This window comes from Variovorax sp. 770b2 (genome assembly GCF_900115685.1).
In the GTDB taxonomy this organism is placed as follows: domain Bacteria; phylum Pseudomonadota; class Gammaproteobacteria; order Burkholderiales; family Burkholderiaceae_C; genus Variovorax.
Window position 1 is genome coordinate 1 of sequence record NZ_FOXJ01000015.1, and the last position, 24254, is coordinate 24254.

The following is a 24254-nucleotide window of genomic DNA, read 5'->3' on the forward strand; positions in this document are numbered from 1 at the left end:
GGCCCTCGAGCTCGATGCCGATCGAGTCGTCGTTGCAGTTGCCGCGGCCGCGCCACGACGACACGCCCGCATGCCACGCGCGTTCGTCGCAGCTCACGAATTGCCAAAGGTCTCCATTGCGGCGCACGTAGAAATGCGAGGACACCTCGATGCCGCGGATCGACTGGAAGTAGGGGTGCGCATCCCAGTCGAGTTGGTTGGTGAAGAGCCGCTGCACCGCATCGCCGCCGTATTCGCCGGGCGGCAGGCTGATCGAGTGCAGCACGATCAGGTCGGTCTGCGCGCCGGCGGGGCGCGGGCCGAAGTTCGGCGAGGGCAGGGCTTTCGCGAAGCGGTACCAGCCGGCCCGCCAGAGCCCGTCGTCGGCGGGCGGCGTGTCGTGCGGAAGGGCTTCAGTCGTCGACATGGCTGCTGGCGCCATCGTCGCCGTTGGGCGTGGTGATGCCCAGCCGCGCGATGCGGTAGCGGATCTGGCGCAGGCTCATGCCCAGGCGCGCGGCGGCCGCGGTGCGGTTGAAGCCGCTCTCGTGCAGCGCGCGCACGAGGATCTCGCGCTCCTGCTGGTCGAGGTAGGCCTGCAGGTCGGACGGCAGGGGCGGCGGGGTGGGCTTGAACTCGGCCACCGGCGCCGGCTTGGGTTCCGTGGCCGATGCCGGCGCGTCGCTGCGAGGCGCGAGTTGCGAGGGCGTGACCGATGCCACATCGGCAGCCGCCATCGTCGTCGCGACGTTGCCGCCCATCAGGTCCAGGTGCAGTTCGTCGCCGTCGTTGAGCGCGACCGCACGGTGCAGCAGATTCTCGAGCTCGCGCACGTTGCCCTCGAGCGGGTGCAGCGCCAGGCGGCGCAGCAGCTCGGCCGACAGGTGCGGCACCGGCAGCCCGCCGTCCTGCGCGATGCGCGCGAGCAGCGCGGCGCACAGCGCGGGCAGGTCTTCGCGGCGGTCGCGCAGCGCGGGCACCGCGATCTCGATCACGTTGAGGCGATAGAAAAGGTCCTGCCGGAATCGGCCGGCCTGCACCTCGGCGTGCAGGTCCTTGTGGGTGGCGCTCACGATGCGCACGTCGACCGCTTCTTCCTGCGTCGAGCCGATGGAGCGCACGCTGCGCTCCTGGATCGCGCGCAACAGCTTCGACTGCATGGCCAGCGGCAGGTCGCCGATTTCGTCCAGGAACAGCGTGCCGCTGCGCGCGGCCTGGAAGTAGCCGTCGCGGTCCTGCGAGGAGCCGGTGTACGAACCCTTCTTCGCGCCGAAGAATTCGGCCTCGAGCAGGTTCTCGGGAATCGCGCCGCAGTTGACAGCGACGAACGGGCCGTCGCTGCGCTGGCTGCAGGCGTGCACCGCGCGCGCCACCAGTTCCTTGCCGGTGCCCGACTCGCCGCGCACCAGCACCGGCGCCATGCCGCGCGCCACCTTGGCGATGCGCGACTTGACCAGGCGCATCGGGTCCGAATCGCCCACCAGGCGATCGAGCGCTGCAACGCCGCTGCTGCCCATGCTCGATGCGGACTCGGCGCGTTCGCTGGCGCTGCTGGCGGGCAATATGCGACAACACATGCGCTATCACACTGGCAGCAGCACGGAAGGACCTGCGGGCCATCGGAACGCTTCCATGGAGATGCCTCGAAAGGGGATGTGAATTGAGAAGCCGGAATCAAGCCCGGCGCGCTGGTGTACTGGTGAATGCGCAGGCTGATGCGCGGTTGACTAGAGGCAGAAATATGGCGTGAGGAAAACTGCCCCGCCACGTCCAGACACGTGCCGGGATCAGCGCCGGCCATCGTCAACGCTTGTCTCCTCGCTGCCCCTGATGCCGGTGCTTAGCCGCGCAGGTTCAACTGCGCGGGGCTTCTTTTTTTGCACGGGAAGAAAGGGCTGCTAGCCTCTGACGTGCAACACCAAGGCCTTCGAAAGCTCGCGAGCGAGGGGCACGGTTAGCGGAGGCTCGATTCGATCGCCTGCGAAAGCTGGTCCGTCACCCATTCTTCGGTCAGCGGTGCGTCCATGAGCGCTTCTACCAACGGACGCTTCGCTTGCATCCAGACAACGTTATCTTCTGCGCAAAGAGGGTGTGGGACAGCCCGCGTTGCCTTGCCCCAGCGATTGCTACTCGGAACAACATCGAGGTCCGTCATGACTCCCACAGTGAATCGAATGCCGCAGCACGAAGTACGGTGGACATTGACATTACCCGGCAGGACGGTTCGGATTTGATGTCCTTTGTCACGGCGTTGATTGAGTACATCTTCGACCTGACCCTCCGGTACAACCAATTCATGGTGCGATCGGGTGTACCCAACGTAACTCCGTCCGTACCTGACACATCACTGGCAGCTTCGGCTGCGCCCTGATCCGAATCATGGCCGTTTGCCTGCTGGCGTCCCAGCGCATCCGCCGAGGAATGTGGCGGCTTTCTATGCCACGCTTCTGCGCCGCAGGGATGAAACTACTGACTTTCACTCCAGACCGGTATCGATGTCGAGCTGCTGTTCGACTTTGCGGCTGGCGGCTCCTGCCTCGTCGAACAGGGTTTGTGCAAGTGATCTCGGTTCACTCTTCCCATCGGCTAGCAGTGCAGCCACTTGATGGGTGAGTTCTTGGCTGCCTTGAGCCTCGAGTCGCTGCTGGATCTCGGTCCATCGTTTGATGACGTCTCGCCTGCTTGCTTTCATCTGTTCCGATGCTGGATTGCTCGGGCGTCTTCCTTCTGCAATTGCAACGGCCACTTCATTGGCTAGCCGCTGTAGCACCTTGGGGACACGGGGGGGCCGGGAAGGGCCTACGAAAGCGGCTTCAGGTGCTGCCAAGTCCTTGAGCATAGATTCATGCGATCGCGCGCTTGCGCGTTCGGCGTTGTAGCCCGCTAGCTCGGGATGCTCGGCTCGGATCTGACGTATGACTCCGTGCTCCGCTTTCTGGTGTTTGAAGCGGTGCTGCCTGTAGCTCGCGGCGGCATCAATGCCTAGTTCTCTGAGCTTTTCTGCGAATCCTTGGCGCCAGCGGAAGAGGTCTGCTTTTTTTGGGCTTAGCCGCGGCTCGTCGGCGCGGTCGATGTCTCTTGTGCCGACGCACAAATGCGCGTGAGTGTGCTTGGTGTCCTCGTGGACTCCCATCACCCAGCGCCGATTGGAGAATTCCTCCTGGCAGAACTGGGCGACCGCCTCTTTCAGGGCTGGCGCCGGCGTGCCGGTGGGCATTGAGAACGCTATGTGAAGAAACTCGCGCCTGCCGCTCATCTCGGGGATCTGCGCGGCTTTCAGTTGCTGTCGATAGTCGTCGACGGCCTTCTTGCCTTCGAGCGATCGTCCCGCTTCATCGAGGAGCTCCACCCTTCCATTGCGCGAGATGTACTCGAGGTGTCGCTTCACGGCTGTCAGGCCGTCGGAACTGCCCGTGATCTTCACCATCACCTCGGGTGCTTTCCGGATGACTGCTTTGATGTTCTTCGTCTTGGCCGAACTGTCCATACGGACAGCTCCGCGGGGTGTGGGCGCGCCGCCCGCATCCGCGCGGCGCTTATCGCGCTGCGTTTGGCGTGCCGCGGACGCTCCCTTTGCTCGTCGAACGCGAAACCCGTCTTCGAACCATGAATCGACTGGATCGAAGGCGCTGGTCATAGAGACTGTTCGTGGCCATCGCGCTTGAGAGATCGCTCGACGCGGTCGATGGTCTTGTCGTCCAGCGTTCCGTGTGTCTGCTGCTCGATCGTCTTCAGAAAGCCTGGCTCCCTGGCTTGCTCGTCGAAACGAGCCAGGACTTCGCTTCGCACCGTTGACGTTTGATGCCTGTTCTCTTCGATCACGACACCACGCCAGTACGCGAGCTTCGCCACGTCCTCGAAGCCCCGCCCTTGCAATGCCTCCTGGAGAGCGGCCGCATTGGATGCCAGTGCCTTCGCTGCTTCGGTGTGCAGGAAGGCCTGGTTCTTATCCAGGTTGGCGCGTGGTGCGGCGCGCGCGACGGGATGACTCTCTTCGCTGCCGAGCGGTTTGATCGGCTCGATGCGATTCATCGACCTTTCGTTGGTCAACGTGCGAAGTTCGGCGATGTCGGCATCTCTTGGCGTGTAGCCCATTGTTCGGATACCTTGGGACTCAGCCTGCAGCCAGGCCTCGCGACGAAACTCTTGCGCGCCGGAGAGCTTGAGGCTCTTCCATTGCTTGGCGCTTGCGAGAGAGACCATGTCCGCAATCGCTGCCTTGTCCGTGGTCGACGTCGACAATCTCACCCCGTGGTCGCGGAACATCTCGCGCATCGGGTCCTTCTTGCCGTCTTTCGCGAAGTACCTGCCGTCCACTGTGCTGTATCGGCTTGCCACGCTGAGTGGAACGACGAACTCGCCGACCCCGAGGTTTCCGGGGCGCGCTCGTGTTTCCAGCTCGTTGGGCACAGCTGATGCGGGGGTGCCCGGCCCCTGCCGCCAAGTGTGCGGCGTCGGCGTCAGCGCGGGCGCTGCCTTCTGAGGCAGAGGCTCTGCGCTTGCGTCCGCTTCCCGCATTTGTGCTGCTGGTTTTTTCGGTCCTGGGGCAGGCACGCGTTCAGATGTGGGCGTCTTCAGTCGAAGAATCGATCTCGTCCGTGCGCCTGATGCAGCTGTTGGGTCCTCGGAGGAGCCCTCGTTGCCCTCACTCGTTCCAATTGGTTCGGTTGTCATTGTTCTTGCGCGGTCAGAGGCTTGGGCCTTCATCGGTGCGCTGCTGAGCGGCATCGATAGCCGGGGCGGTCACGGCCGATTCCGGGATGCCGCCTTTCAGAAGGCTCTGGGCCTTGTCCTTCATTTGCGCCATCTCGTCGAACTGCGAAAGCTTCTCCGTCTGTACGACCGGATCAGCTTTGCACTTTTCTTCCAGAACGCTTCGGTAATACGCCAACTGGGCGATCTGGTCCGCCGGCGCTCGCTTGAGACCGGGGAGTGTTTTCAGATGCTCCGCATTCTTGCCGAGTGCATTCGCTGCGTTCGCATGAAGCGAAGCTTCATCGATCGCCTCGTTGCGCGGTGCGGCAGCAACCGCCGGCTGAGTCTTGGGTTCTGGTGCGAACTGGCGGTTCGGCTGCTGGGCGGTCTGCTCGCGCTGCTGTGGCGTGAGCGTGGAGATCGCGCGACCATTGTTGTAGTTCACATCCACAAGCGTTCCGCGCCGGTACTGACCTGCAAGGCGGTCCTTGTCATGGACGACGAAGGCTCCGCGCGAGATCTGTTGGGCGACTCGATCCGGCGTGATCGAGACAACCGCGCCGTTGTATCTGCCGATGTCAGTCTTCGCCTCGTACACCTTGATGTCCTGGCCGAATTGCTTCATCAAGGAGCCGCGCATCTGAAAGTACGACTCGTTGTGTCGCACTCCCGGCTCCGCCGACTGGTCCGAAGGGTCGCTAGGTTGGCGGCCACTTTGTCCATCGGCCGTCTGCATGGCCTCCTCGACGGACGGACGACCCTCTGCGTAGCGGACGGAGTAGATCCGTCCCGTCTGCACGCTCTGATCGGCCAGCTTCTCCGTTTCGTGGACGACGAAGCTGTTGCTGTCGCGAAGCCGCTGCAGCGCATACCGCTCGTCAATCGCGACTACCTCGCCAGTGTAGTTTCCGGTTTCGCTGGCGCTGTGCAACTTGATCTCGGCACCGTCGGGAACTTGTTCCTGCGCGGCGCCTTCGAGAAAGCTCGTGGAATCTCCAAATGCTGACATGTGTAAACCTCTCCTGAGTTAAAAGCCCATTGCCTTGAGGGCGTCCAATCCGGCATCCAGTCGAACGATGTCTTCGATGGATACCTTCGGCTCTGTTGCCAAGCGATGCCACTCGGTGCGGAATACCTCGGCAAGCTCGGTCGAATTGCGGAAGACCACGGCGCACTCGGCATTCCTGGTGTTTGCGGAGGCCGTGTAGTTGAAGCTGCCGATCTCCAGGTGCTGGCCGTCGGCAACCATGAACTTGTGGTGCATCGCCGAGTAGTTCTCGTTGCGGATCACTGGAATTCCTTGAGCGATCAGATAGTCGATCGCCCGGTATCCGCCTTGTTCATCCTGGTTTTGCTTGTGATCGACGACCACTCGCACGCTGACGCCGCGCGACTTTGCGTCGGCCAGGCCGAATGCAATCTCCTTGCTCGTGAAGGAGTAGCCTGCGACGAGCAGCTCGGACTTCGCACCGAGGATCAGCGACATGACCACTTCGAGTGCATTTCTTCGCGGCGAGAAACCGACCTCGAAAGTTGTTCCGGGCGATAGCCCGGTTTCCAGTGCGGCGCCTTCGAAGAATGCGACTGGTGGTCGTCCGCCGTCCTCGATCGTGTTCTGGTCGATTCGAAGATCCGGAACACTGGGGGCTGGGAGGTTTGCCCTGGAGGTGAAGACCGGCTCCCAGTACCACCGGATCTTGTCTACCAGCGCAGGGCGCATGTTCTCCATGCTGACGATCTCGGCCTCTTGGCCGATGTCCTTCACTTCCTGAGGAAGCAGTACAGCTCGTCGCTGGTCGCTCACACTTTCGCTTCGGCCGCTTCCCTTGTCTGAGAAGAAGGCGCCGAGCTGACGAGACCGGGAGACTCCTTTCCAGGTCATGTCTCCGATCATTGCGCTGTAGTCCTTCGCATCGTCGTCGTCGCGAGGTGCGTAGCAGACTTGGAGGGCCATGTTGCCGAGTAGCGTCTTCGCGCCGGTCTCGTCGTAGAGTTTTCTGTCCTTGACCTGGCTCTTTGACTGGAAGATCAGCAGCAGGCGCATGTTGTAGCCGGCCATGTATGCACTGGCCTTCTCGATGATGGCCACGCGGCCCATTGCCGGAAATTCGTCAAGGAGCAGAAGGCACTGAAACCGCAACTGGGGGTTGTCTTCGGGAAGCTCCCGCATGTTCAGCGTGAGCAGCTGCTGGAAGAACAGATTGAGCAGCGAGCCGTACTTGTCGATGTTTCCCGGCTTGATGCAGACGTAGATCGACATCCGCTTCATCCGGACTTCGCGCAGATCGAACGAGTTGGTGCTGGTGGCACGAGCGGTCACCGGATCAACGAATGCGCCCAGTGGCTTGTCGAAGGAAATCACGATGCTGCCGCGCAGCTTGTCCGAGGTCTGAGAAAACTTCCTCAGATGCTTGGTGCAGTCACTCGAGAGCGGTTCGAACTCCCTTCGCTCCTCGACATACGTGTCGAAGGCCTTCTCGTCCTTTAGGAAGCGCAGTGAGGTTGCGGCCTGCTGGATGAAGGCGATGTTCAAGTTGTCTTTCTCCTTGGCCGTGTCCATGACGTACAAGGCCAAACCAAGAAAGAGGCTTTCCGCGGTTGACGACCACACGTCCTCCGATGGTGGGTACAAGATGTTGGTGATCGACATCAGGTCGCCGACCCGGAAGACCTCGTCCTCCCGGACGTAGGAGAGCGGGTTCCAGCCGGAAGTCCTGAAGTCCTCGTCGTCCGGAGCGAATCTGTGCACCTCTTGGCCGCATTGCGCGCGGAACCCCGCGGTGATCTTGAAGTTCTCATCCTTGATGTCGAGAACGACCACTGAATCGCGATAGTGGAGGAGGTTGGGAATCACGATGCCCACCCCCTTGCCCGACCGCGTGGGTGCAGCAAGGAACATGAATTGCATCCCGCGGAAGTAAAGGAACCTTTCCGCTAGCTTGCCAACGATGATGGATGGGTGCTTGTCGTCGGGTCTGTCTTCCTGCAAGAGGCCCGCCTTCAGGAGTTCGCTGCGTGACGCAAATCTGGCAGAGCCGTGCTGTTCGCGTTTGACTGGCATCAGCAGTCCGAATGTCATTCCGCCCGTCATTAGGACGGGGAGGGCAATGCTTGCGAGGCAAGCCGCCGTTGCAAGTGCTTTCTGAATCTTGTCGCCCTCCGATGCGAGAAGGAAGGGAAACGTGGGAGTCGGATCGGCGTCGATGCGGAACCGTCCGATCAGGGCAACCGCGCTGACCTGCAGGAGGCCGGCGGTTCCGAGCAAGGCGCACAGGACCAGGATCCCGCCTGCCGTCACTGCTTTCTTCACAGGATGCCGCCTCGCAGAAGACGGAGTTTTTCGAGAGGGTCGTAGTAGATCTCGCTCAGGTAGGTGCGTTCGAATGCAACGACGACGTCGATCGTGGTCTTGACCACCTTCATGATGTAACCGAGGTCGAGCGTCTGCCCGACCTCGGATTGCTTCACGTAGCTTCCGATCTTGTAGAGCGCGGACAGCGGATCGTTCGCGTGAATCGAGGTGACGCTGCCAGGATGGCCAGAGTTCAACGCCATGAGGTAGTCCCACGCCTCGTCGCCGCGGAGTTCGGCCAGGAAGATGTGATCCGGCTTCATGCGCATCGCGCTGGCAAGAAGTTCCTTCGCCGGGACGTGAGGTCCGAACATCAGATGCACGGCATTGGGATGCAGCGGCGTTGTGATCTCGTGCGCATCCTCGACCGTGAAGATGCGGCGGTGGGATGGATACAGGTCGATCAGCGTCTTGGAAAACGTCGTCTTGCCGCTGCCGGTTCCGCCCATCGTGACGACGTTCAGCTTGTTGGCCACGGCGAGCTCGAAGAATCGGACGTACTCGCGGCGGCTCGCGAGCTCGGCCAGCTGAACCTCCCAAGGACAGAGTTCGGTCCGCTCGGTGACCAGTTTCGGGCTGAGACGGCCACTTGCTTCGTACTCGGCGAGGGTGAATCTGCTGCGCGACGGTTTGCGAATCGTGATGCTGATCGTGCCTTCGAGGCAGGCCGGAGGAAGCACCACCTGGCAGCGTTCGCCGCCTGGCAGCGTCAGGGAGGCAATGGGGCTGTCCTGGTCGAGCGGTCTTCGGTTGTAGACGCCCATGGCCGTCGCCAGACCGTGCAGGTTGGACAGCGTGAGGCGATCGTTCTCGATACGGTGCCACCCCTGAGCGTTCTCGGTCCAGTGTTCACCGGGCTTGTTGATCCCGAGCTCGGTAACGTTGGCTTCGAGCGCTTCGGCCAATCCGTACTTGGCCATCAGTTCCCGGACTGTGAGCGAGCGGTCGATGCCGCGCGTGGTGCCGCTCATTTCGTCAGCTTGTAGACGTTTTCGAACGACACGTCTCGAGCGGCCAGGATGTGGATGACAGTGCCGGGGAAAACCCTCAACGTCGGAGGAATGTTGATCGAATTGCGCAGCGTCTCCGAGACCATCGAAGAAGCTGTCTGCGTGGTGTTGCTGACGTTGACGCCTGGGCCGTTTCCTCCTTGGATGCCCTCCCTGTTCGACAGGAAGGTACCGAAGTCGTCGACGAGGCTGACCAGGAGCGCGCCGCCGAAGCGTTGCCAGAAGTGGGTATCGACGTCGCCCGGGATGCCGCTGAAGCCCATCGCATCGGCGCCGGGGCTGTCCAGTTCAGCGAAGACACCCGACGGGTTGTCTACGCGGTTCCACAGGGCAAAGGCTCGCGCCTGTCCTTGCTTGAGCTCCGACCTGTGCTCCCCGAAGAAGTCGGCGCCCCGTTCGATCAGCAGCGTGCGGCCGTTGGCTGAGTAGACGTCGGTGACGACGGTGCATTGAATGAGGCCGGGAAGCGTCGTGTCGATCCCGGTTTTCAGGGCACACGGAATGTCGGTTCCTTTCTTGAGGAGATAGTCCAGGTTCGGCAGGACTCCCGCGGTCGCGCTGGCCAGGGCCGTCGGCTTCAGTCTTCTGCCGAGCTCACCTTCTCCCGTCATCCCTGACGACGAGGCGTCGCCGGCGCTCGTTTGTTGTTGCAGGCGTGCTTGGGCGGCAGCCAGCGCGCGCAGCGCCGGGTTGCTCTGGCCTTCGACCGTGCTTGCACCCGACGCGTGCGCCGTTTCTGAAAGTTGCTCGGCAAGAAAGCTCGAAGCGGCAATCAATGGCCCGCCCGACATCCGTCGGTCGCGGGGAGAAACGGTCGCGGGCGCGGGGGTGGCGTCCGCAGCCGTCGAGGAGCCTGCGGTCTGGGGCGTCGCGCTGTTCGCGGCTACGAGTCGGTCACGTTCAGCTTGCTCGGAGTGCGCGCGCTCCAGGATTTCGGCCTTCGTGCGCTCGATGCCTGCGCTTGTCACCTCGGCGTTCTTTTGAGGTACCACCGCTTTCTCGATTGCCGCCTTCGCAGTTCGCGCCCGCTTTTTCAGGAAGTACATGCTCGCGCCAACGACGATGGCCAAGCCGATCATGACGACGACAAGGGAAAAAAGCCGGGTGACGTTGCTTCTGGATTTCCTTGCGCCCTGAGGCGCCCCAAGGATTCGGTTGTCATCGTCGCCGGCAGAGGGAATCGCGCCGCGGCTGCCCAAGGCAGCGCCCGCTGGCGCTTCGGTGATCGCGACCATCTGGCTTCCTTACGGCAGGACTTGGATCACGACGCGCCGATTCGGCGCAAGACATGCAATCGTCTTTGCGTCGCGGTGACGCGAGCAGGTCACGATCGGCATGGAGCTGCCGACCCCCGCGGAGTCGATCGAGGCGTCGGGCAAGCTCTCCTGGAGCACTCTCTTTACGGCAGCGGCTCGGCGCTCAGACAGGCGTTGGTTGTAGGCAGCTTTGCCGATGAGGTCCGTATGGCCGACGACGCGGAATCTCGAACCGCTGTCTCGGCCAAGTTCCTTGGCCACTGCGGTCACGGCCCTCTCGCCCGCCAAAGTGAGATCAGCCGAATCGAAAGCGAACAGCACGTCCGCGGAAAGCGAGCGCTGTGGAATGGCCCGCGGCAGATCAGTGACTGGAATTGGTTCTGGCGGAGGATCGCATTGCGAAAGGTCGTCGACCGCCCCGCTAGCGAGGCGAAGGGCGGCATCGATTTCAGGACGACCGTGATTCCAGCGTGCTCCTTGCGTCTCTTCCATGTTCTCCCACACCGATTCGAGCGCAACCTCGAGACATGCCGAGCGTGGTGTCCGGCATTGGTGCTCGTGGTACCGGAACACGGCCGCGGAGATCTTCTCGATGTCCGAACGCCATGCAGCTCGCCCATTCCGAGAATTCAGGCTCGGGAGAACTTCTCGTGCGTGGATAGGCTGTTCGTCCGCACTGGTCGGCTCGAGCCCCTTGGAAAGTGCCGAGCGAATCCTCTGTGCGTTGTCTGCCGCTGTTTTCGCCGTGTTTCGCGTATCGCCCTGGTATTTCTCCGAAACCGCGAGGTCTGCCCAGCATTGAGCTTTGGCAGTCCAGTATTCCTTCGCGGGAATGGGCCCGCTCACGGGGGGCGGCGACTGCTGCGCGAGCGCGCTCGCGCAAGCGAGGGCGGCCGCGCTGCTGCAGGCGATCTTCGAGAGACGTCTCATTGCGCGCACTCCGGCGCCGCCTTGTCGAGAACCTCGACGATGCGCTCGGCAAGCCGCGTGGAATACGGCTGGGATGGATGCACCCCGTCCATCATTTGGCTTTTGTCGAAAGGCACGGAATCCCAATCGGCAAAGAGAGCACCTTCCTCCGCCGCGACGCGTCTGGCGACTGCGTCATATGCGTCGCGGTTGGGTACTTCATCGACGACATGCGAGAGGCCCGTGACGATCGGCTTCCGGCCGGCGGCTGTCACCCGCCGAACCATGCTTCTCAGCGGCGCTTCGTATGCGAGGCCATTCCCCGCGTCGTTCATACCGTATTCGATGACCACGAATCGGGTGTCGAGGCTCGAATTCAAGAAACTCTGAAGTTTTCGCAGCGCAAAGTCTCCGTCGCCTGCGTTGTCGACCACCGTATAGGCGGGACGCATCCGATGAACTCCCGCTGCGGGAGTTTCGGGGAGGGTTGCCGGCAGATTGTTCAGCGGATAGCCACCACGGAGGATCGAATCGCCGAACATGCTGACGCTGCAGCCACTCGTGGTCGACGGGTCGCCGAGGAACATGCCTGCGGTTTGGACGTGCAGGTCACTTCCAACGAACGTCTTGGAGTTGGCGGGGAATGAGGCGGCGCCGAGCCCGCCGTTGCTGCTGCTTCCACCACTTCCGCCACAAGCGCTCAATGCGCCGGTTGCACAGATGATCGCCGCGGCGAAGAGTGCTCGTTTACGCTGAATCAGCATCAGAACCCCCAGGTGAGGCCAACCGAGGCGCCGGCCTTGGCCGGGCCTGCCGTCGCGAGCGCGAGCTTGGCATTCACGAGCAGCTGGTTGCTGATGTAGTAGTTCACACCAGCAGCGATGGCACTTTCTCCGCCATATGTGCCCACGGCCGCACTGAGGCTGGTTTTGCCCTCCGCACGCGCATTCGGCACGAGCGCGCTGGCAGCCATTGCCATCGCACCGACGCCGGCCATCTGCTTCTGATTCCTCGCATCGAGCGCGTTGACACGCTCATCGGTGTAGGACCTGTCACCCCGAGAGTTGTTCTCCACCATCGACGCAACCTGGCCGACATTGGTTGCATCCGTGGGAGCGGTGCCAGGTGCAACGTTCGCGAGTTGACGCTCGGCGCCCGGAGTGCCGATAGAGACCGTGTTGTCGCGGTCGGCAACCGAACCGGGCCCGAGTGCGGCGGAGTTCCTGCCTAAGGCCGTCGCCGCCGGTAGCTTCTCGGAGTTGTTTGCAGCGACTGCGGCGCCGAGGGCACCGAGCGCGCTTCCGACGCTCGTGTAGCTGACGTTGTTAAGGGTGTAGTTGGGCGAGGAAATCGCGCCTGTGTTCGGGTCATAGGTCGAGCCGGCACCGAAGTTGTCGGCTGCCGACACCCCTTGATTCCTTACACCGGTGCCCACCGCGGTGAGCGCGGTGTTCGTCCTGTGCAGCTGACTGCCGTTGACGGCGTCGGTACTGTCGGGTGTGAGCCGGCCGGCGGCAACATTCACCAGCTGGCGCTCTGACCCTGCGGATCCGAACGAGATGCTGTCGTCCCTATCCGCGATTGAGCCGGGGCCAACCGCCACTGAATTCCCGCCGGATGCAGTGGCGGGAGCCAGGTTCTTCGGATTCGTGGCGGATATGGTGTTGCCCACTGCGCCGAACGCTCCACCGACGTTGTCGTAGCTCACGCCGTTGATCGAGTAGGTGGGAGCTGTCACCGTGCCGGTGGCTGGGTCGTAGGTCGAGCCGCCACCGAGATTGCGGGCCGCCGATTGGCCGGAGCGGCTCACGTTGTCGCCCAGCTTGCCGAGCTCGCTGTTGGTTGCGAAGAGTTGGCCGCCAATGACCGCATCCGTACTGTCCGCCGTGAGCCGCGCGGCGGCGACATTCACGAGTTGGCGCTCCGTGCCGACAGTCCCCAGTGAGACGCTGTTGTCTCTATCGGCCAACGAACCGGGGCCGATGGCGACGGAGTTCCTGGCGGTCGCGGAAGCCGGCGCGAGGCCATCCGGATTGGTCGATGCGACGGCGCCTCCCAGCGCCGAGAGTGCGGCTCCCACGTTGCCGTAGTCCGCACCGTTGAGGGTGTAAGTCGGTGCGGATACCGTGCCGGTTGAAGCGTCGTACCTTGATCCGCCCCCGAGGTTGCTTGCCGACGCGGCGCCGAGATGATTCGTAGCTCTACCCAGGACGTCCAGCGCGGTGTTCGTTGCGCTGAGCTGGCTTCCATTCACCGCGTCAGTGCTCCTGCCAGAGAGCTGACCCGCGGCGACGTTCGTGATGGTTCGTTCTGCGCCTTGTGTTCCGACACTCACGGTACTGGTAGGTGAGGGCGCGGCAAAGCCGTAGTTCGTGCCGTTGATGGCTGTCCCTGCGGTGGCAACCACAGCGGAGGTGTTCGAGCCGTAGCCGATGGCGACGTCGTTGGCATTCACTGCCGTCGCGCCCGGGCCCACCGCGGTGCTGTTGACAGCGAACGCCTGTGATCCGTGGCCAAAGGCGGCAGCCGAGTCCGCGCTGGCCGTCGCACTCGACCCAAAAACGACCGTGTTGTCCGCGTTAGCCGTGGCGTTCAGGCCCCCGGCGATGGAGCCATTGCCGTTTGCAACGGTTCCCGGGCCAACTGCAACCGAATCCTGCCCGTTGGTCTGAGAAGCAACCCCATCTGACTTTGCACTGAAGTATTTGGTCTTGTTGTCCGTGTAGACGTTTGCGCCCGAACGGGTCTCCGCGGCCTTGGCATCGGTATGGCCATTGGCCAGGCGCAGCATGTTCGCTGCCGCGGTGTCGGTGTACCCGTTCGAGCTCTTCAGGGTTTCGCCGGCTCTGGCGTCCGTGAACGCCTTCGACGACTTCAGAGCGTCATCAGCTTTGACGTCGGTGTATACGCGGGCTTGATTGACGGCTTGGCTCACACCCTCGGATGCTTTCGTGTCCGCATAGGCTTTGGCTTGATTCAGCGTCGACGAGAGACCACCGTTGAGCTGGTCGACGTTGACTGCGTCTGTTCCAGACGATCCGGCGGTGACGCCCGTGATCTGACGTCCGCCAACTTCCACTGAGTTGTCGCGGGTCGTTCGACTGCCTACACCAAGGGCAACTGAATTGACGTTGGATGCGTTGGAATTCGCGCCCACCGCGGTCGCACCGTCGGCAGGGGTCATCGAGCCGGCACCGACTGCAGTCGAACTCGTTCCAACCGGCAACGCCTGGTTGACGATTGCCCCCGTCGAAGCATCGACGCAGATGATGTTGATGCAACCGCCGACGGCGACTGCGCCTGGTGCATTGGCATTCGCACTTCCGCCGACCGCGACAGCCTGCAGGCCTGCGTTGGCAAGTACTCCGACTGAGGTGCCATTGACTTGGGCGTTTGCGCTCACGCCCACGGAGGTGAACGAGTTCGTCGTGGTGCCCATGACCTGCGCTTCCGATAGGTTGCAGGCAAGCGCCGCGGCGGCGGCAATAATCGTGACTCTGGTTTTCATTTTTTCCCTGATGAATGCGAGCTGTGTGACGTTGGTGAGAGGACGGCGTGCTTGTGCGTTATTCGTCAAGCACGAGGAGCGCTGGGCGCTCGGTGTTTTCTTCGCTGAAGGTCATGCGCAGCGGGTGTTTGAAATCGCCGAACACCCGAGAGAGTCCGCCGAGTGCCTGTTTGAAGGGACCGACGTACCGCGCCTCCTGGACCGCGGGTGTCACTGCGATGTCGAACGTGCTCTTCCAGAGCACCGAGTAGCCGGCCGTTGCACCCCACGTCTCGACGATTGACCGCAGAGACTTGTTCTCACCAACGAGCCACTCGCCGTTCGTTCTTGGACGCGTCGCGGCTTGGGTGGCGGGCGATCGGTTCGACGCGGCATCGATCGTTGGCGCTTCCACCGCCGCGGCTTGCACGCTGCTGGCGACGGTGAGGCCTGCGGGCTCAAGCGTGATCGCAAGCGGTCGTCGGACGCCCTTCAACGATGAACCGAGCAGCGCGATCGCGGCATCAAGGTTTGGCGCCTCGATGCTGCGCATCGGGCGCGTGACGGGATAGTCGACGTCGCTGCTCCAGTTCAGCTGTAACTTCGCGGCCTCCGCCCATCGGCGCGCGAGCCCGCGAACCGTCTGAACGTCGGCCGGAACAACGAAATCCCCGCCAGGGGACCTCGCTACCGGTAGGTTCTGCGTTGCTGGTACGGGCGTTGCCTGTGCGAAAGGGACGAGCAGCGCGGGCGCGGGCGTCGCCGATGAGACGGAGGTCGGTCGTTCGGTTGGCCCGGCGTGGCCGCCTTCTGAAGCCCCGTTGGCGGGGTCGCGCAGCGTGCCCGGGAAGCCTGCGCCGAGGCGATTGAACGCGGGCGGCGTGTGCCCGCGATTGGCTATCTCGATCACGTCGTTCCCCAGCCGGACACGAACCGTGCGTGCGAGTTCATGCAGCACGACGATCGTCGGATCCTCGATGTCCAGACTCTTGTTGATGAGCGCTTCGGCGCCGTCAGGCAGCACCTTGTAGAACTGCGGAAGCTCGGCGGCGTTGTCGTACTGCAGTCGGGTGAACCGGCCGTCGTCCCACGCGGCGGTAGGCTTCAGCGCGACTGAGGACCCGCGCCACGTGTAGTTCGTGTTGATCGAAACGGGCTTTGCCTTTGCTTCTTCCAACGCAGCCTCTTTGCGCAACTGCTCCGGCGTCTTCCGCAGGACAGTCTCCGGATAGGAGAACCGAAGGACATACGTCGCTCCGTTCAGCGATGGGCACGAAGCTTTGGATGACAAGTACTGCAGGTCGAAGACGTAGGTGCGTCGGTCGGTCGCAACGATCAGGTTCGTCTGTGGACTGTCCTTCGTCGGCTTGAAGAAGATCCTGTTGCCGGCGACGGCCATGCCCCAGGCCTGGGCATCACCCATGCCGATTCCGCCATTGCTCGAGGGGTCCACGACTTCCCCTTTTTCCAGTTCGACGAGCGTGACGCAGCCGATGGCAGTCTGGATCGTGTAGACGCTGTCCGGGTCATAGCGTTCTTCGCGGATCTTCCCGCCGGCATTCGCCGGCTGGGCCAGTGCCACGGCCAATGCACTCGCCGCGAGGAGCGGAAGGGGGTCAGTGATCGCGCTGGCTCCCTTTGCCTTGTATGCGCGCGCGCTCAACGCACCACCTCGGGGTCCTTGCGGTAGCTTTGAACCTTGAAACCCAGCGGGTTGATCAGCCGCTGCTGATCGGTCATGTAACCGGATTCGTACTTGTACGCGATCGTCGCGATCCATCCGAGCGCCTTGAGCCCGTCGCTGTTGTCGCCACCCAGGTTCTGGACCTCGGTCGTAAACCTCACCTGCGCGGTGTCGCCAACGAAGGTGATGGAGACGATCTTCGGGACGACTTTTCCTCTGTCCTTCAGCTGGGACAGCGGTGCGCCAGGTTGCTGGACCAACTCATAGAACTCGCGGCCGATAGGCTCGTCCGACATGAGCTTCACCGCCTCGACCGTGTCGCTGATGGTGAACCAGTCGTACCCCTCGCGCATGAGCACGTACCGGCCGATCCAGTAGCGGTCGTTGACTTCGTCGTACCGGTCGTTGGCGTCCTTGACCGAGCGCAGCACGTTCGTGACGCCCGTCGCACCATCTACCTGCATCACCAGTGGTTCGGGGTCTCTGCGGTAGACAACGGCCACCGTGGCAGCAGCTGTTCCCAACGCGCCGATCAGCGCCCCGACGCCGGCCAGGCCCCAGGCCAGCTTTGACGTCTTCAGCACGTCTTCGATTCGCGACTTCTCGAATTGTTTGGCAGCGCGGAAGAAGGCTCTTGTGGCGTCTCTTGGTGAGCTTGCTTCCGCGCTGGTCTTGGTGTCGTTCAGGAGGGTCATCCCGCCTTCCTCATGCTGTTGCTTCGGAATGCCGAGCCAATCCGTCCCAGTGCAGCACCGCTGCGTTGATCGAAGCCGCGAACGCCGCGAAGATCTCTCGCGGTGCCCCTGGCCGAATCGCGGATGGCACTGGCTGCGTGGGCCACGCCTTTCGCGCTGCCAAAGTTGAATCCGCCCGCACTCAGCGAGCTGGCGAGGCCCGCGACGAACTTCACGAGGAAGGCCAGCAGGAGGTTTCCGAAGGACGCCATGAAGACCTGCGCGAACGTGGTGTCGGACCCGAGGCTCGAGCCGAGCATCTGCTGGCTGAGCCCGACGCCGATTGAAGCGACTGTCGCGACGAAGAGCGGAATGAGCGAGAAGCTCCAGATCGCGTTGATCCAGGTCGTGAACCAGGCTCGTGTGGCGGGGAAGAGGAGGAAGGCGAAGTAGATCGGACCGACGGCCGCTACCAGCGCAAGTCCGACGGACGACGTGAGCAGCGTGAGGGCCGCCACCACCACGAAAGGCAGCAGGCAACCGACGACGAGCAAGGCCTTGACGGCGACGATGATCGTCTGGACGACGCCGTCTGCATTCAGGAAGGCGTCGGACACGATCTGCAGGTAGGTCAGCAGCAACTTGTCGAGGGCACCCTCCTGGAGCGTCCCGCCGCTGGCCGCATTGGCCAGGTCCGCGCCGAGGCCTCGAGCGATTGGAACGACGGTGCGGGTATAGCCCGATGCACTGAGGCCGAGGCCGATGATCAGGGCCCAGGCGGCGCATCTGAGCGCGAAGTCGTAGACGGGCATGCTCTCCGCGCCGCGGGCGTAGTTGACGGCAATCAGAATCACGTAGATGCCGAAGCACGCGGCCGCCAACGGGGTGATGGTGCTCGCGATCTGCGACGACACGCCGCTGAGCGCGTTGTCGAGCAGCTGGTTGAGTTGGTCCAGCAACCAGGAGACTGGCGCGGCCTCGTTCACTCCATCCTCCGGTGCGCGATGAAGGCTTCAACGCATGTCTGGTCTACCTTCCCGTACTGGTGGCAGCGGATGAGGCCGTCGTTGATCGACCACAGGTCGATGGCCTTACGTGCGTTCACACACTTCGGGAGGTCGTGGCGCTCACCCGGACGCGCACTGCACCATCCGACATCGATCGACATACGGGCGGGATCGCGCCAGTAATCCGGCACGGAGACGGGCGGCTCTGCCGATTGGAAGCAGCCGGCCAGAAATAGGGCTGCCATCGGAGCGGTGCGGCCCACAAGTCTGCAGAGCGCTTTTGCAATCAGCACTTCTTGAACTCCCTGCAGGTGAATTCATGCTGGGCTTCCTGCTGGGCGAGGAGCATTTCCGATTCCTGCCTTGCCTTGAGGACCTGGGTCTGCTGCAAGGTCGCGGCGATCGCGTTCTGTTCGCTCACGAGCCTGTTCCCAAGATCCTGCTTCGCGGCGGGATCCGAGGCTGCGTCGATCTGGCCCATGAGCGACTGGACGTTCTGCAGGCGACCGTTCGCTTTCCTGAACTCGATGCTGAAGGCGGCGCCGTTGGCGGCGAGCTGGTCGTACATCTTCATCAGCTTGGGACGCGAGGCGTCGGTCGGGTACTTCGCGCGCTCGACCCTGAAGTCTCCGGTCGATTTGATGCTGTCCATCACCTTGTCCCAGTCGGCCGGAAGGCTGGATCGCAACTGCGGGCTGTTCAGAACACTGCCCATCCCGCGGGAACCGGTGATGGCTGTGTAAGTCTGTTTGCCTTGTTGGATGACCGAGCCCATCTGCTCGGCTTGCTTCTTCCACTTCTCGAACTCTTCGGCCCACTGCATCATGGTTTCGATCTGGTTCATGATTGCCGGCGCATCGCCTACGACCAGAGTGGCGAGCTGCGCTTGCGCACCGGTGGCGATCGACAGCGAGGTGGCGAAGATCGCGCACGCGACTGCTTGCTTCAGGTTCATCTACGTTCCCTTGATGATTGAAGTCGCAGGCGCTGCCCGCTTGGCCTGTGCGCGAAACTCGCGTCGCAGCTTCTTGAAGGCGGGCACCCATGCATCGGGATGCCTGCCGACATCGCTCTGTGCTTTTTCCAGCAGTGGGAAGTCGTCTTTCGCCATGGCGAGGACGGCGATGTCCTCTTCCTGGCCAGTCAGGTCGAGGTGCACGACGGCGCTTTGGCCGCCTTGCTTGATGAGAGCCAGCCGCGACTCTTTGCCGAAGGACTTGATGCGGGCGAATTCCTTCGGTGTGACGTTGAAGCGGATGTACCCGCCGGTGCCGGACGGCGGGTCGTACTCGGCATCCGGATTCGCGAGGTAGATCTTGGTGGCGGTCTGCTCCAGGATCGCCGGCAGGATCGGGCTCTGGCTGGCGTCGGCGGGAGACTGCGTCACCAGGATCGCGAATTCGTCCCGCCGGCGGCCGACCTTCAGGATCTCGAGGATCTGTTCGCAGGTAGTGCGGTACTTCAGCGGCAGCCAGAACTCTTCGATGATCGTGGCCAGCACGCCGCGTTGCTTCTGCAGGATCTTCTTCAGATGGAGCAGGTAGGCGAGGATCGGCTCGGTCGCCGGGTGACCGTCGACCAGGAAGTCGGACACGTCGAACGCCACACGCTTGAAGTTGTCCCAATCGAACTCGTTGCGTTCGTTGTCCAGGGCATAGGCGTACCTGCCCTCCACGTCGCCATAGCACCAATCTTCCAGGCGCTTCCGAAGGCAATCCTTCCCCCGGTCCGGAATGCTCTGCAGCACGGCACCGAAGCGCCTGTCCGCGAAGTCCAGCTCGAGGACGTTGTCGACGGCGCGCTTGATGTCCTTCGTGTCTTCCGCGGCGAGTTCTTCGCCCATGCGGCGACCGCACGCGGCAACCAGGTCGTAGAGGAAATTGCGGTTCTCTGCAGTGTTCTCGAGCTGGAACGGCGCCAGGCCCGTGGGCATACCCGATTCAAGCTTGAAATACGTGCCCCCAAGCGCTTCGAAGAGCCCGCGCATGCTGCCGTCTTTGTCGAGCCCGAACATCTTCGCGTCGAACCGGGACACGAAACCAAGGATGGTGGTTTGCACGGTCGTCTTCCCGACACCGGTGGCGCCGGTGATGACGGTATGCCCGGCCCGCTTTTGTCCAATCTCGTCCTGGTCGGGAATCGAGTAGTGGCAGTTCAGGTGATAGACACCTTTCGCTGGCGTGAACAGCGGCATCAATGCAGTGCCGTCGCCGATCGGGTTGCCGTGCTGCTTGCCGCTGCTGTAGGCGTTCATTCCGAACATGCCGACCAGATTCCGCGTGGTCTTCGGCATGGGGCGGGATCGACGCTTCACGTTCCCCGGAAACTGCCCGAAGAAGGTTTCGGGTGCGCTCAGGGTTGCAGGAACGAAGAGGCTTCCGCATGAAGCAGAGAGGGTGGTGCGGGCAGTGGAGCCACGCTCCTCGGTCTGCTTCTCCGTAGCTCCGTAGACGGCGATCGAGGCATGAAGCTCGCCGAAGAAGATCTCTCCCGCTTGAATGGCGCCTTCGCCTTCGCTCATCTCCTCGAGCTGGCCAACCGCCTTGTCGCCCGCGCTCAGCAGTTTGTTTTCTGTCGCGGCGATCATCTTGAGAGCGCCGGCCTGTTCGATGAAACAGAAGCTCATCGTCAACAGGAACGGGAATCGCAGGTCGAGCAGGGGGATGAGCATCCCCCGCCTCGTGGGGGAAGGGAAATCCTTGAGGTCGAAGTAGGCCCCGAAACGGCGACTTCCATCCGGTGACCTCGTCTCGATGAGCTTGTATCCGTGATGCAGGGAGCTGCTCTGCACCGCGCTGGAAAGTGGCTGCGCGGTGACGGGTATGCGCTCCCAGAAGCCGTTGTTCAGGTAACCGATGAACTCGTAGGTCTCGCTGAACAGCTGACCGTTGCGTTCGTAGCTCCGCAGGACTTCGCAGTCGTAGGATCGAAGCGACTGAGTCACGTGAAGCTGCACTTCTTCCAGTTCACGGACGCATTCCGAAAGCGTGTCGTTGCTTCCGGGCTTGAGGACGAAGGACATGTAGAAGCAGTTCTCGAACACGGCCGCATTTGCGAACTTGTCGAGGTAGCTTTTGGAGAACTGGCGCAGCCAGTCGAATTCGAACTGGTAGTCGGCCTCGAACTTCGTCTGGTAGTGATCCAGATGGCACCAGACGCCGAGTCGGCCGCCGACCGATTTACCCAGGTTCAACGCCATCGCGTTGAGCGCGTCGAAGCTGTTGTCGAGCATCCCGTCGCTGACTGCCTCGAAAGGCGTGCCGCGGCAGCGGACAACGAACATGCAGCGTTCATCGGCCAGGTTGACGATCGAGTTCGTCAGGTGGAACCTGTACGGCGGCACGTAGTCTTCAGCCGCGGGGATGCGCTTCAAAGTATTTCTGAGCATCTTTGAATCGCCGTCCGTAGGCCACAGGAGAAAAGGTGAACGTGCCTCCGAAATAGCTGGCGGTGCCGCTGCTCAACCGGGTCAGCACCCAACGGGTCTCGATCAGCACGATCTCTACCGCCCGGTCGTCCGTTCGGCAGATCTCCTTGATGTAGATAAGTAGTGGCGCAGCCAACGTTCCGGCCAGGTATCCGACGGGTGATTCCATTGCAACCGCCATCAGGGTCGATCCCAGGATGGCGACGACGAAGATCGTCAGGCCCGCCATGTAAGGCACGCCGAGTTTGGGAACCATCGCCTTGCGTCCCAAGCCGTTGTAGCTGTGGAACTCGGGCTTCGTGTATTCGTCGTCCATTGCTTGTGCTCATGTCAGCTGCTGAACAAGGTCCAGAGGTATGTGGCGATCGAGGGTGCGGCGCCGACGACGGCGACACCCACGCACGCCATCGCGAAGTCCGACCAGCTCTTGCGCTCGAACCAGGCACAGAGGCCGTAGTAAAGAAGAACGATGACCGCAATCACTCCGAGGAAACCGTACAGCCACAGCCTGAAGTTGTTCGCTTCGTCGTTCGCCTTGCTGAGGCCGCCTCCTGCGGCAATCGCGCCCTGCGCGGCAAAGCAAAGGACGGTGACGACCGTCACTTGGCCTGCGGTGATGAAGGTTCTGTTCACGAAAAGAGCTCTTGTGGAATGGATGGCCGGCAAGGTGTGCGCCGAATGCGGGGTGGATGCGAGCGCTCGGGACGTCGCTTCCTCGAGCCGCTGAAGCGCATCGGATGACCACTGGTCGGCCTTTCGAACGCCAGCCCAGGTGCTTTCACACAGGCCTCCGAAATAGAGGCATATGGCTGTGCCGACCAAGTACCAACTCGGCGTTTGCCCATCGGAGGCTAGGCTGACTGCGCTGAGCAGGCAACTGGCCGTGGAGGTGTCGGCACACGTCATCGAACTTCCTTGCGCGGGAAGTTGTGCAAGACGTCCCACGGCTGGTAGCTGCCGACAGTCCGGTTCGGCGCATCACGTACAGCCACGCGCGTCGATTGCGTCGACGCTTCTTCCTGCATTGGATGAGAAAGAGTGGAGGAGGGGAGGGCCCGTACACGGGTGGTTTCTCGCGCCAGCGCGGCCAGGTCTTCGCGCAGCCGGTGCTGTTGCGCGGTCTTTTCGTCGCTTCGAGGCGCGTCATCGAGCGCGCGCAATTCAGTGAACGCTTTGACACGCTCCTGTTCGAATATCTGAAGACGTGCCTCGTCGATCTTCGCAAGCGGCGCGGCGGGCGCGGCATGCGCGAGCAACAGCGACAGGGAGAGTGCAGCTGCTGTCTGTGTCACCGCGAATACCTCCGCTGGATCTCGAAGGCTTTCTCTGGCGTGTTCACCTGGTGTTCGGCTTCACCGGCGTCCGGCACCTTCAATTGCGGGACGCTGGTGCATCCCGCCAGCAGGGCTACACAAGCGCAGAACGACAGCAGCGAGCGGGCGCTCATGCCACCGCCCTCAGCGACAGCAGGATCGGAGGCGGTCCGACGTATCTCGCACCGATGTGCTTGGCCAGCGTGTCCAGGCTCGCCCATTCACGCGGCTTGTTGCGCGTTCCAGCAAGAATGAATTCCTCTTTCTCGATGGTCAGGCTGATATGCAGCGAATACCGGCCGCACTTCGATTGGCTGATGTTGAATTGCTTGAGTACACCGCTTTTCATGAAGAGCATGAGGTCGTGCTCCGTCATCAGGCGCATTGCTGGTTGGCTTTCGGGCCGATCGAGCAATTAATGGCAATTCTTGGGGAAAAGGTTTTGCATTTCATGGGGTTTTGCGTAGACAATTTCATCTTCTTGATTCGGCGCTTCGATTGATTTGCTGCGTCGCTTGTCGTGTTTCGCCTATTAATTACGACAGTTTTGATGAACCATCCTCGTTCGTTCAGCACACCGCTATTGCGCCAACTTGCATCGACCGGAAAGGCCGGAAAACTAATTGCCCGAGAGGATGCGGAAGGCTTCGTCCTGGTAATGAAGGAGGGCACCTCCGAGCAAGTCCTTGCGGCACAACGAGGAGGGCGGCGGTACTTCAAGCGACTCGACGCCTTGGCGTCCTACCTTGCCGGTCTCGGACTTCGTCGGTTCGTTGTCGAGTTGGAAAACCGGAATCGTTGAGTTCGTTGGCTGAGCGTTAATTGCCCGAGAAATTCCATTGGCATATCGATGGTTTTGTTGATCGTTTGCGCTATTCGAACATGCATGACTACCCACTTGAGTAATCAAAACCGAAGAATTGATTGTTTTGGTGGCGGGGTGATAAATAAATCACGGTTTATTGACGATGCGGCGCGAATGGAAAAAGGAAATCAATTGATATTGAATTAACAACAAGAGTAATTAATATTTATCTGGATGGTATTTGGCCTATTGTTTCCATGTCGCCGTGGGATGTCTGCATGTCCATCGGGTGGATCGAACCTCCTTCTCGCCCGAGGCGAAGCGTCCAACGGGCTGCAATTTTTTTTGGCGTTGATTGCGAAAAGGGTTCAGCTGAACCGACCTGCTTCGTGCTTTGCAGCGAGTCAGCGTTGCGCTTGTCTTGACCCTGTGGGCTTCCCTCGCTGACGCCTTCGCACCTTGCGGTGCTGCGCCCTGTCGGTTGCCTCCCGGGAGGCGGCTTGCGCCCTCTCCCGCCGCCCTGCGGTTGCCCCCCACTGAACATCCACGACCAGCTGCTTTAGCTGCTCGAGCTGCGCGGCCGCGGTGCAGCCGCTGCGCGCTGCGCTTGCCTTCCTGATCAGGCGTGTCGTTGCACGCGGTGGCGCTCGCCGCGC

The 24254-nt window shown here is 62.1% G+C and carries 21 protein-coding genes and 1 pseudogene; all 22 read right to left on the reverse strand.

The window, feature by feature from the left end; translation table 11 throughout:
- On the reverse strand, positions 1–406 hold a 406-nt coding region (ampD, locus tag BM133_RS34265; RefSeq protein WP_093444001.1), incomplete at its 3' end, for a 1,6-anhydro-N-acetylmuramyl-L-alanine amidase AmpD.
- Positions 393–1490, reverse strand: a pseudogene (locus BM133_RS34270) (sigma-54 interaction domain-containing protein); the annotation flags it as partial. The gene ampD and the pseudogene BM133_RS34270, both read right to left, overlap by 14 nt.
- A 965-nt stretch (positions 1491–2455) precedes the next feature.
- Positions 2456–3466, reverse strand: a complete 1011-nt coding sequence (locus BM133_RS34275) for a relaxase/mobilization nuclease domain-containing protein (RefSeq protein ID WP_093444003.1) — start codon at positions 3464–3466, stop codon at positions 2456–2458.
- Between the two features lie 146 nt (positions 3467–3612).
- Positions 3613–4389 carry an LPD7 domain-containing protein gene (locus BM133_RS34280; protein ID WP_143100310.1) on the reverse strand — a complete coding sequence of 259 codons (777 nt, stop codon included), beginning with the start codon at positions 4387–4389 and terminating at the stop codon, positions 3613–3615.
- 277 nt (positions 4390–4666) lie between these two features.
- Complete coding sequence (locus BM133_RS34285; RefSeq protein ID WP_093444007.1) at positions 4667–5683, reverse strand: KfrB domain-containing protein; 1017 nt, start codon at positions 5681–5683, stop codon at positions 4667–4669.
- Between the two features lie 18 nt (positions 5684–5701).
- The gene (locus BM133_RS34290) at positions 5702–7984 is read right to left on the reverse strand and encodes a type IV secretory system conjugative DNA transfer family protein (RefSeq protein WP_093444009.1); all 2283 of its coding nucleotides are present in this window, start codon (positions 7982–7984) and stop codon (positions 5702–5704) included.
- Positions 7981–8997, reverse strand: coding sequence for a P-type DNA transfer ATPase VirB11 (gene virB11, locus BM133_RS34295; RefSeq protein ID WP_093444011.1), 1017 nt, complete (start codon positions 8995–8997; stop codon positions 7981–7983). Before virB11 ends, BM133_RS34290 begins: the two co-directional genes overlap by 4 nt.
- Positions 8994–10271: a type IV secretion system protein VirB10 gene (virB10, locus tag BM133_RS34300; protein WP_093444013.1), complete on the reverse strand. Its 1278-nt coding sequence runs from the start codon at positions 10269–10271 to the stop codon at positions 8994–8996. Before virB10 ends, virB11 begins: the two co-directional genes overlap by 4 nt.
- A gap of 9 nt (positions 10272–10280) precedes the next feature.
- Positions 10281–11222, reverse strand: a complete 942-nt coding sequence (locus tag BM133_RS34305; RefSeq protein WP_093444015.1) for an OmpA family protein — start codon at positions 11220–11222, stop codon at positions 10281–10283.
- A complete protein-coding gene (locus BM133_RS34310; protein ID WP_093444017.1) occupies positions 11219–11965 on the reverse strand; it encodes an SGNH/GDSL hydrolase family protein in 747 nt (248 codons plus the stop codon). Before BM133_RS34310 ends, BM133_RS34305 begins: the two co-directional genes overlap by 4 nt.
- On the reverse strand, positions 11965–14709 hold the full coding sequence (locus tag BM133_RS34315; protein WP_093444018.1) for a YadA family autotransporter adhesin: 2745 nt from the start codon (positions 14707–14709) through the stop codon (positions 11965–11967). Before BM133_RS34315 ends, BM133_RS34310 begins: the two co-directional genes overlap by 1 nt.
- A gap of 58 nt (positions 14710–14767) precedes the next feature.
- The gene (locus tag BM133_RS34320; RefSeq protein WP_177225046.1) at positions 14768–16351 is read right to left on the reverse strand and encodes a TrbG/VirB9 family P-type conjugative transfer protein; all 1584 of its coding nucleotides are present in this window, start codon (positions 16349–16351) and stop codon (positions 14768–14770) included.
- Positions 16348–17067 (reverse strand): VirB8 family type IV secretion system protein, encoded by a 720-nt coding sequence (locus BM133_RS34325; RefSeq protein ID WP_093444022.1) that lies wholly within the window; start codon positions 17065–17067, stop codon positions 16348–16350. The genes BM133_RS34320 and BM133_RS34325 overlap by 4 nt, the downstream gene beginning before the upstream one ends.
- Positions 17064–18032, reverse strand: a complete 969-nt coding sequence (locus tag BM133_RS34330; protein WP_093444024.1) for a TrbL/VirB6 family protein — start codon at positions 18030–18032, stop codon at positions 17064–17066. Before BM133_RS34330 ends, BM133_RS34325 begins: the two co-directional genes overlap by 4 nt.
- Complete coding sequence (locus BM133_RS34335) at positions 18029–18346, reverse strand: EexN family lipoprotein (protein WP_143100311.1); 318 nt, start codon at positions 18344–18346, stop codon at positions 18029–18031. Before BM133_RS34335 ends, BM133_RS34330 begins: the two co-directional genes overlap by 4 nt.
- Positions 18340–19008, reverse strand: a complete 669-nt coding sequence (locus BM133_RS34340) for a type IV secretion system protein (protein ID WP_093444027.1) — start codon at positions 19006–19008, stop codon at positions 18340–18342. The genes BM133_RS34335 and BM133_RS34340 overlap by 7 nt, the downstream gene beginning before the upstream one ends.
- Positions 19009–21426, reverse strand: a complete 2418-nt coding sequence (locus tag BM133_RS34345; protein ID WP_256219450.1) for a VirB4 family type IV secretion/conjugal transfer ATPase — start codon at positions 21424–21426, stop codon at positions 19009–19011.
- Positions 21404–21796 (reverse strand): VirB3 family type IV secretion system protein, encoded by a 393-nt coding sequence (locus BM133_RS34350; RefSeq protein WP_093444031.1) that lies wholly within the window; start codon positions 21794–21796, stop codon positions 21404–21406. The genes BM133_RS34345 and BM133_RS34350 overlap by 23 nt, the downstream gene beginning before the upstream one ends.
- A 14-nt stretch (positions 21797–21810) precedes the next feature.
- Positions 21811–22113 carry a TrbC/VirB2 family protein gene (locus tag BM133_RS35685; RefSeq protein WP_256219451.1) on the reverse strand — a complete coding sequence of 101 codons (303 nt, stop codon included), beginning with the start codon at positions 22111–22113 and terminating at the stop codon, positions 21811–21813.
- Positions 22114–22382: 269 nt separating this feature from the next.
- A complete protein-coding gene (locus tag BM133_RS34360; protein WP_093444035.1) occupies positions 22383–22772 on the reverse strand; it encodes a hypothetical protein in 390 nt (129 codons plus the stop codon).
- Positions 22769–22927, reverse strand: a complete 159-nt coding sequence (locus tag BM133_RS35345; RefSeq protein ID WP_177225047.1) for a hypothetical protein — start codon at positions 22925–22927, stop codon at positions 22769–22771. The genes BM133_RS34360 and BM133_RS35345 overlap by 4 nt, the downstream gene beginning before the upstream one ends.
- Positions 22924–23178, reverse strand: a complete 255-nt coding sequence (locus tag BM133_RS34365) for a hypothetical protein (RefSeq protein WP_093444037.1) — start codon at positions 23176–23178, stop codon at positions 22924–22926. The genes BM133_RS35345 and BM133_RS34365 overlap by 4 nt, the downstream gene beginning before the upstream one ends.
- Between the last annotated feature and the right edge of the window lie 1076 nt (positions 23179–24254).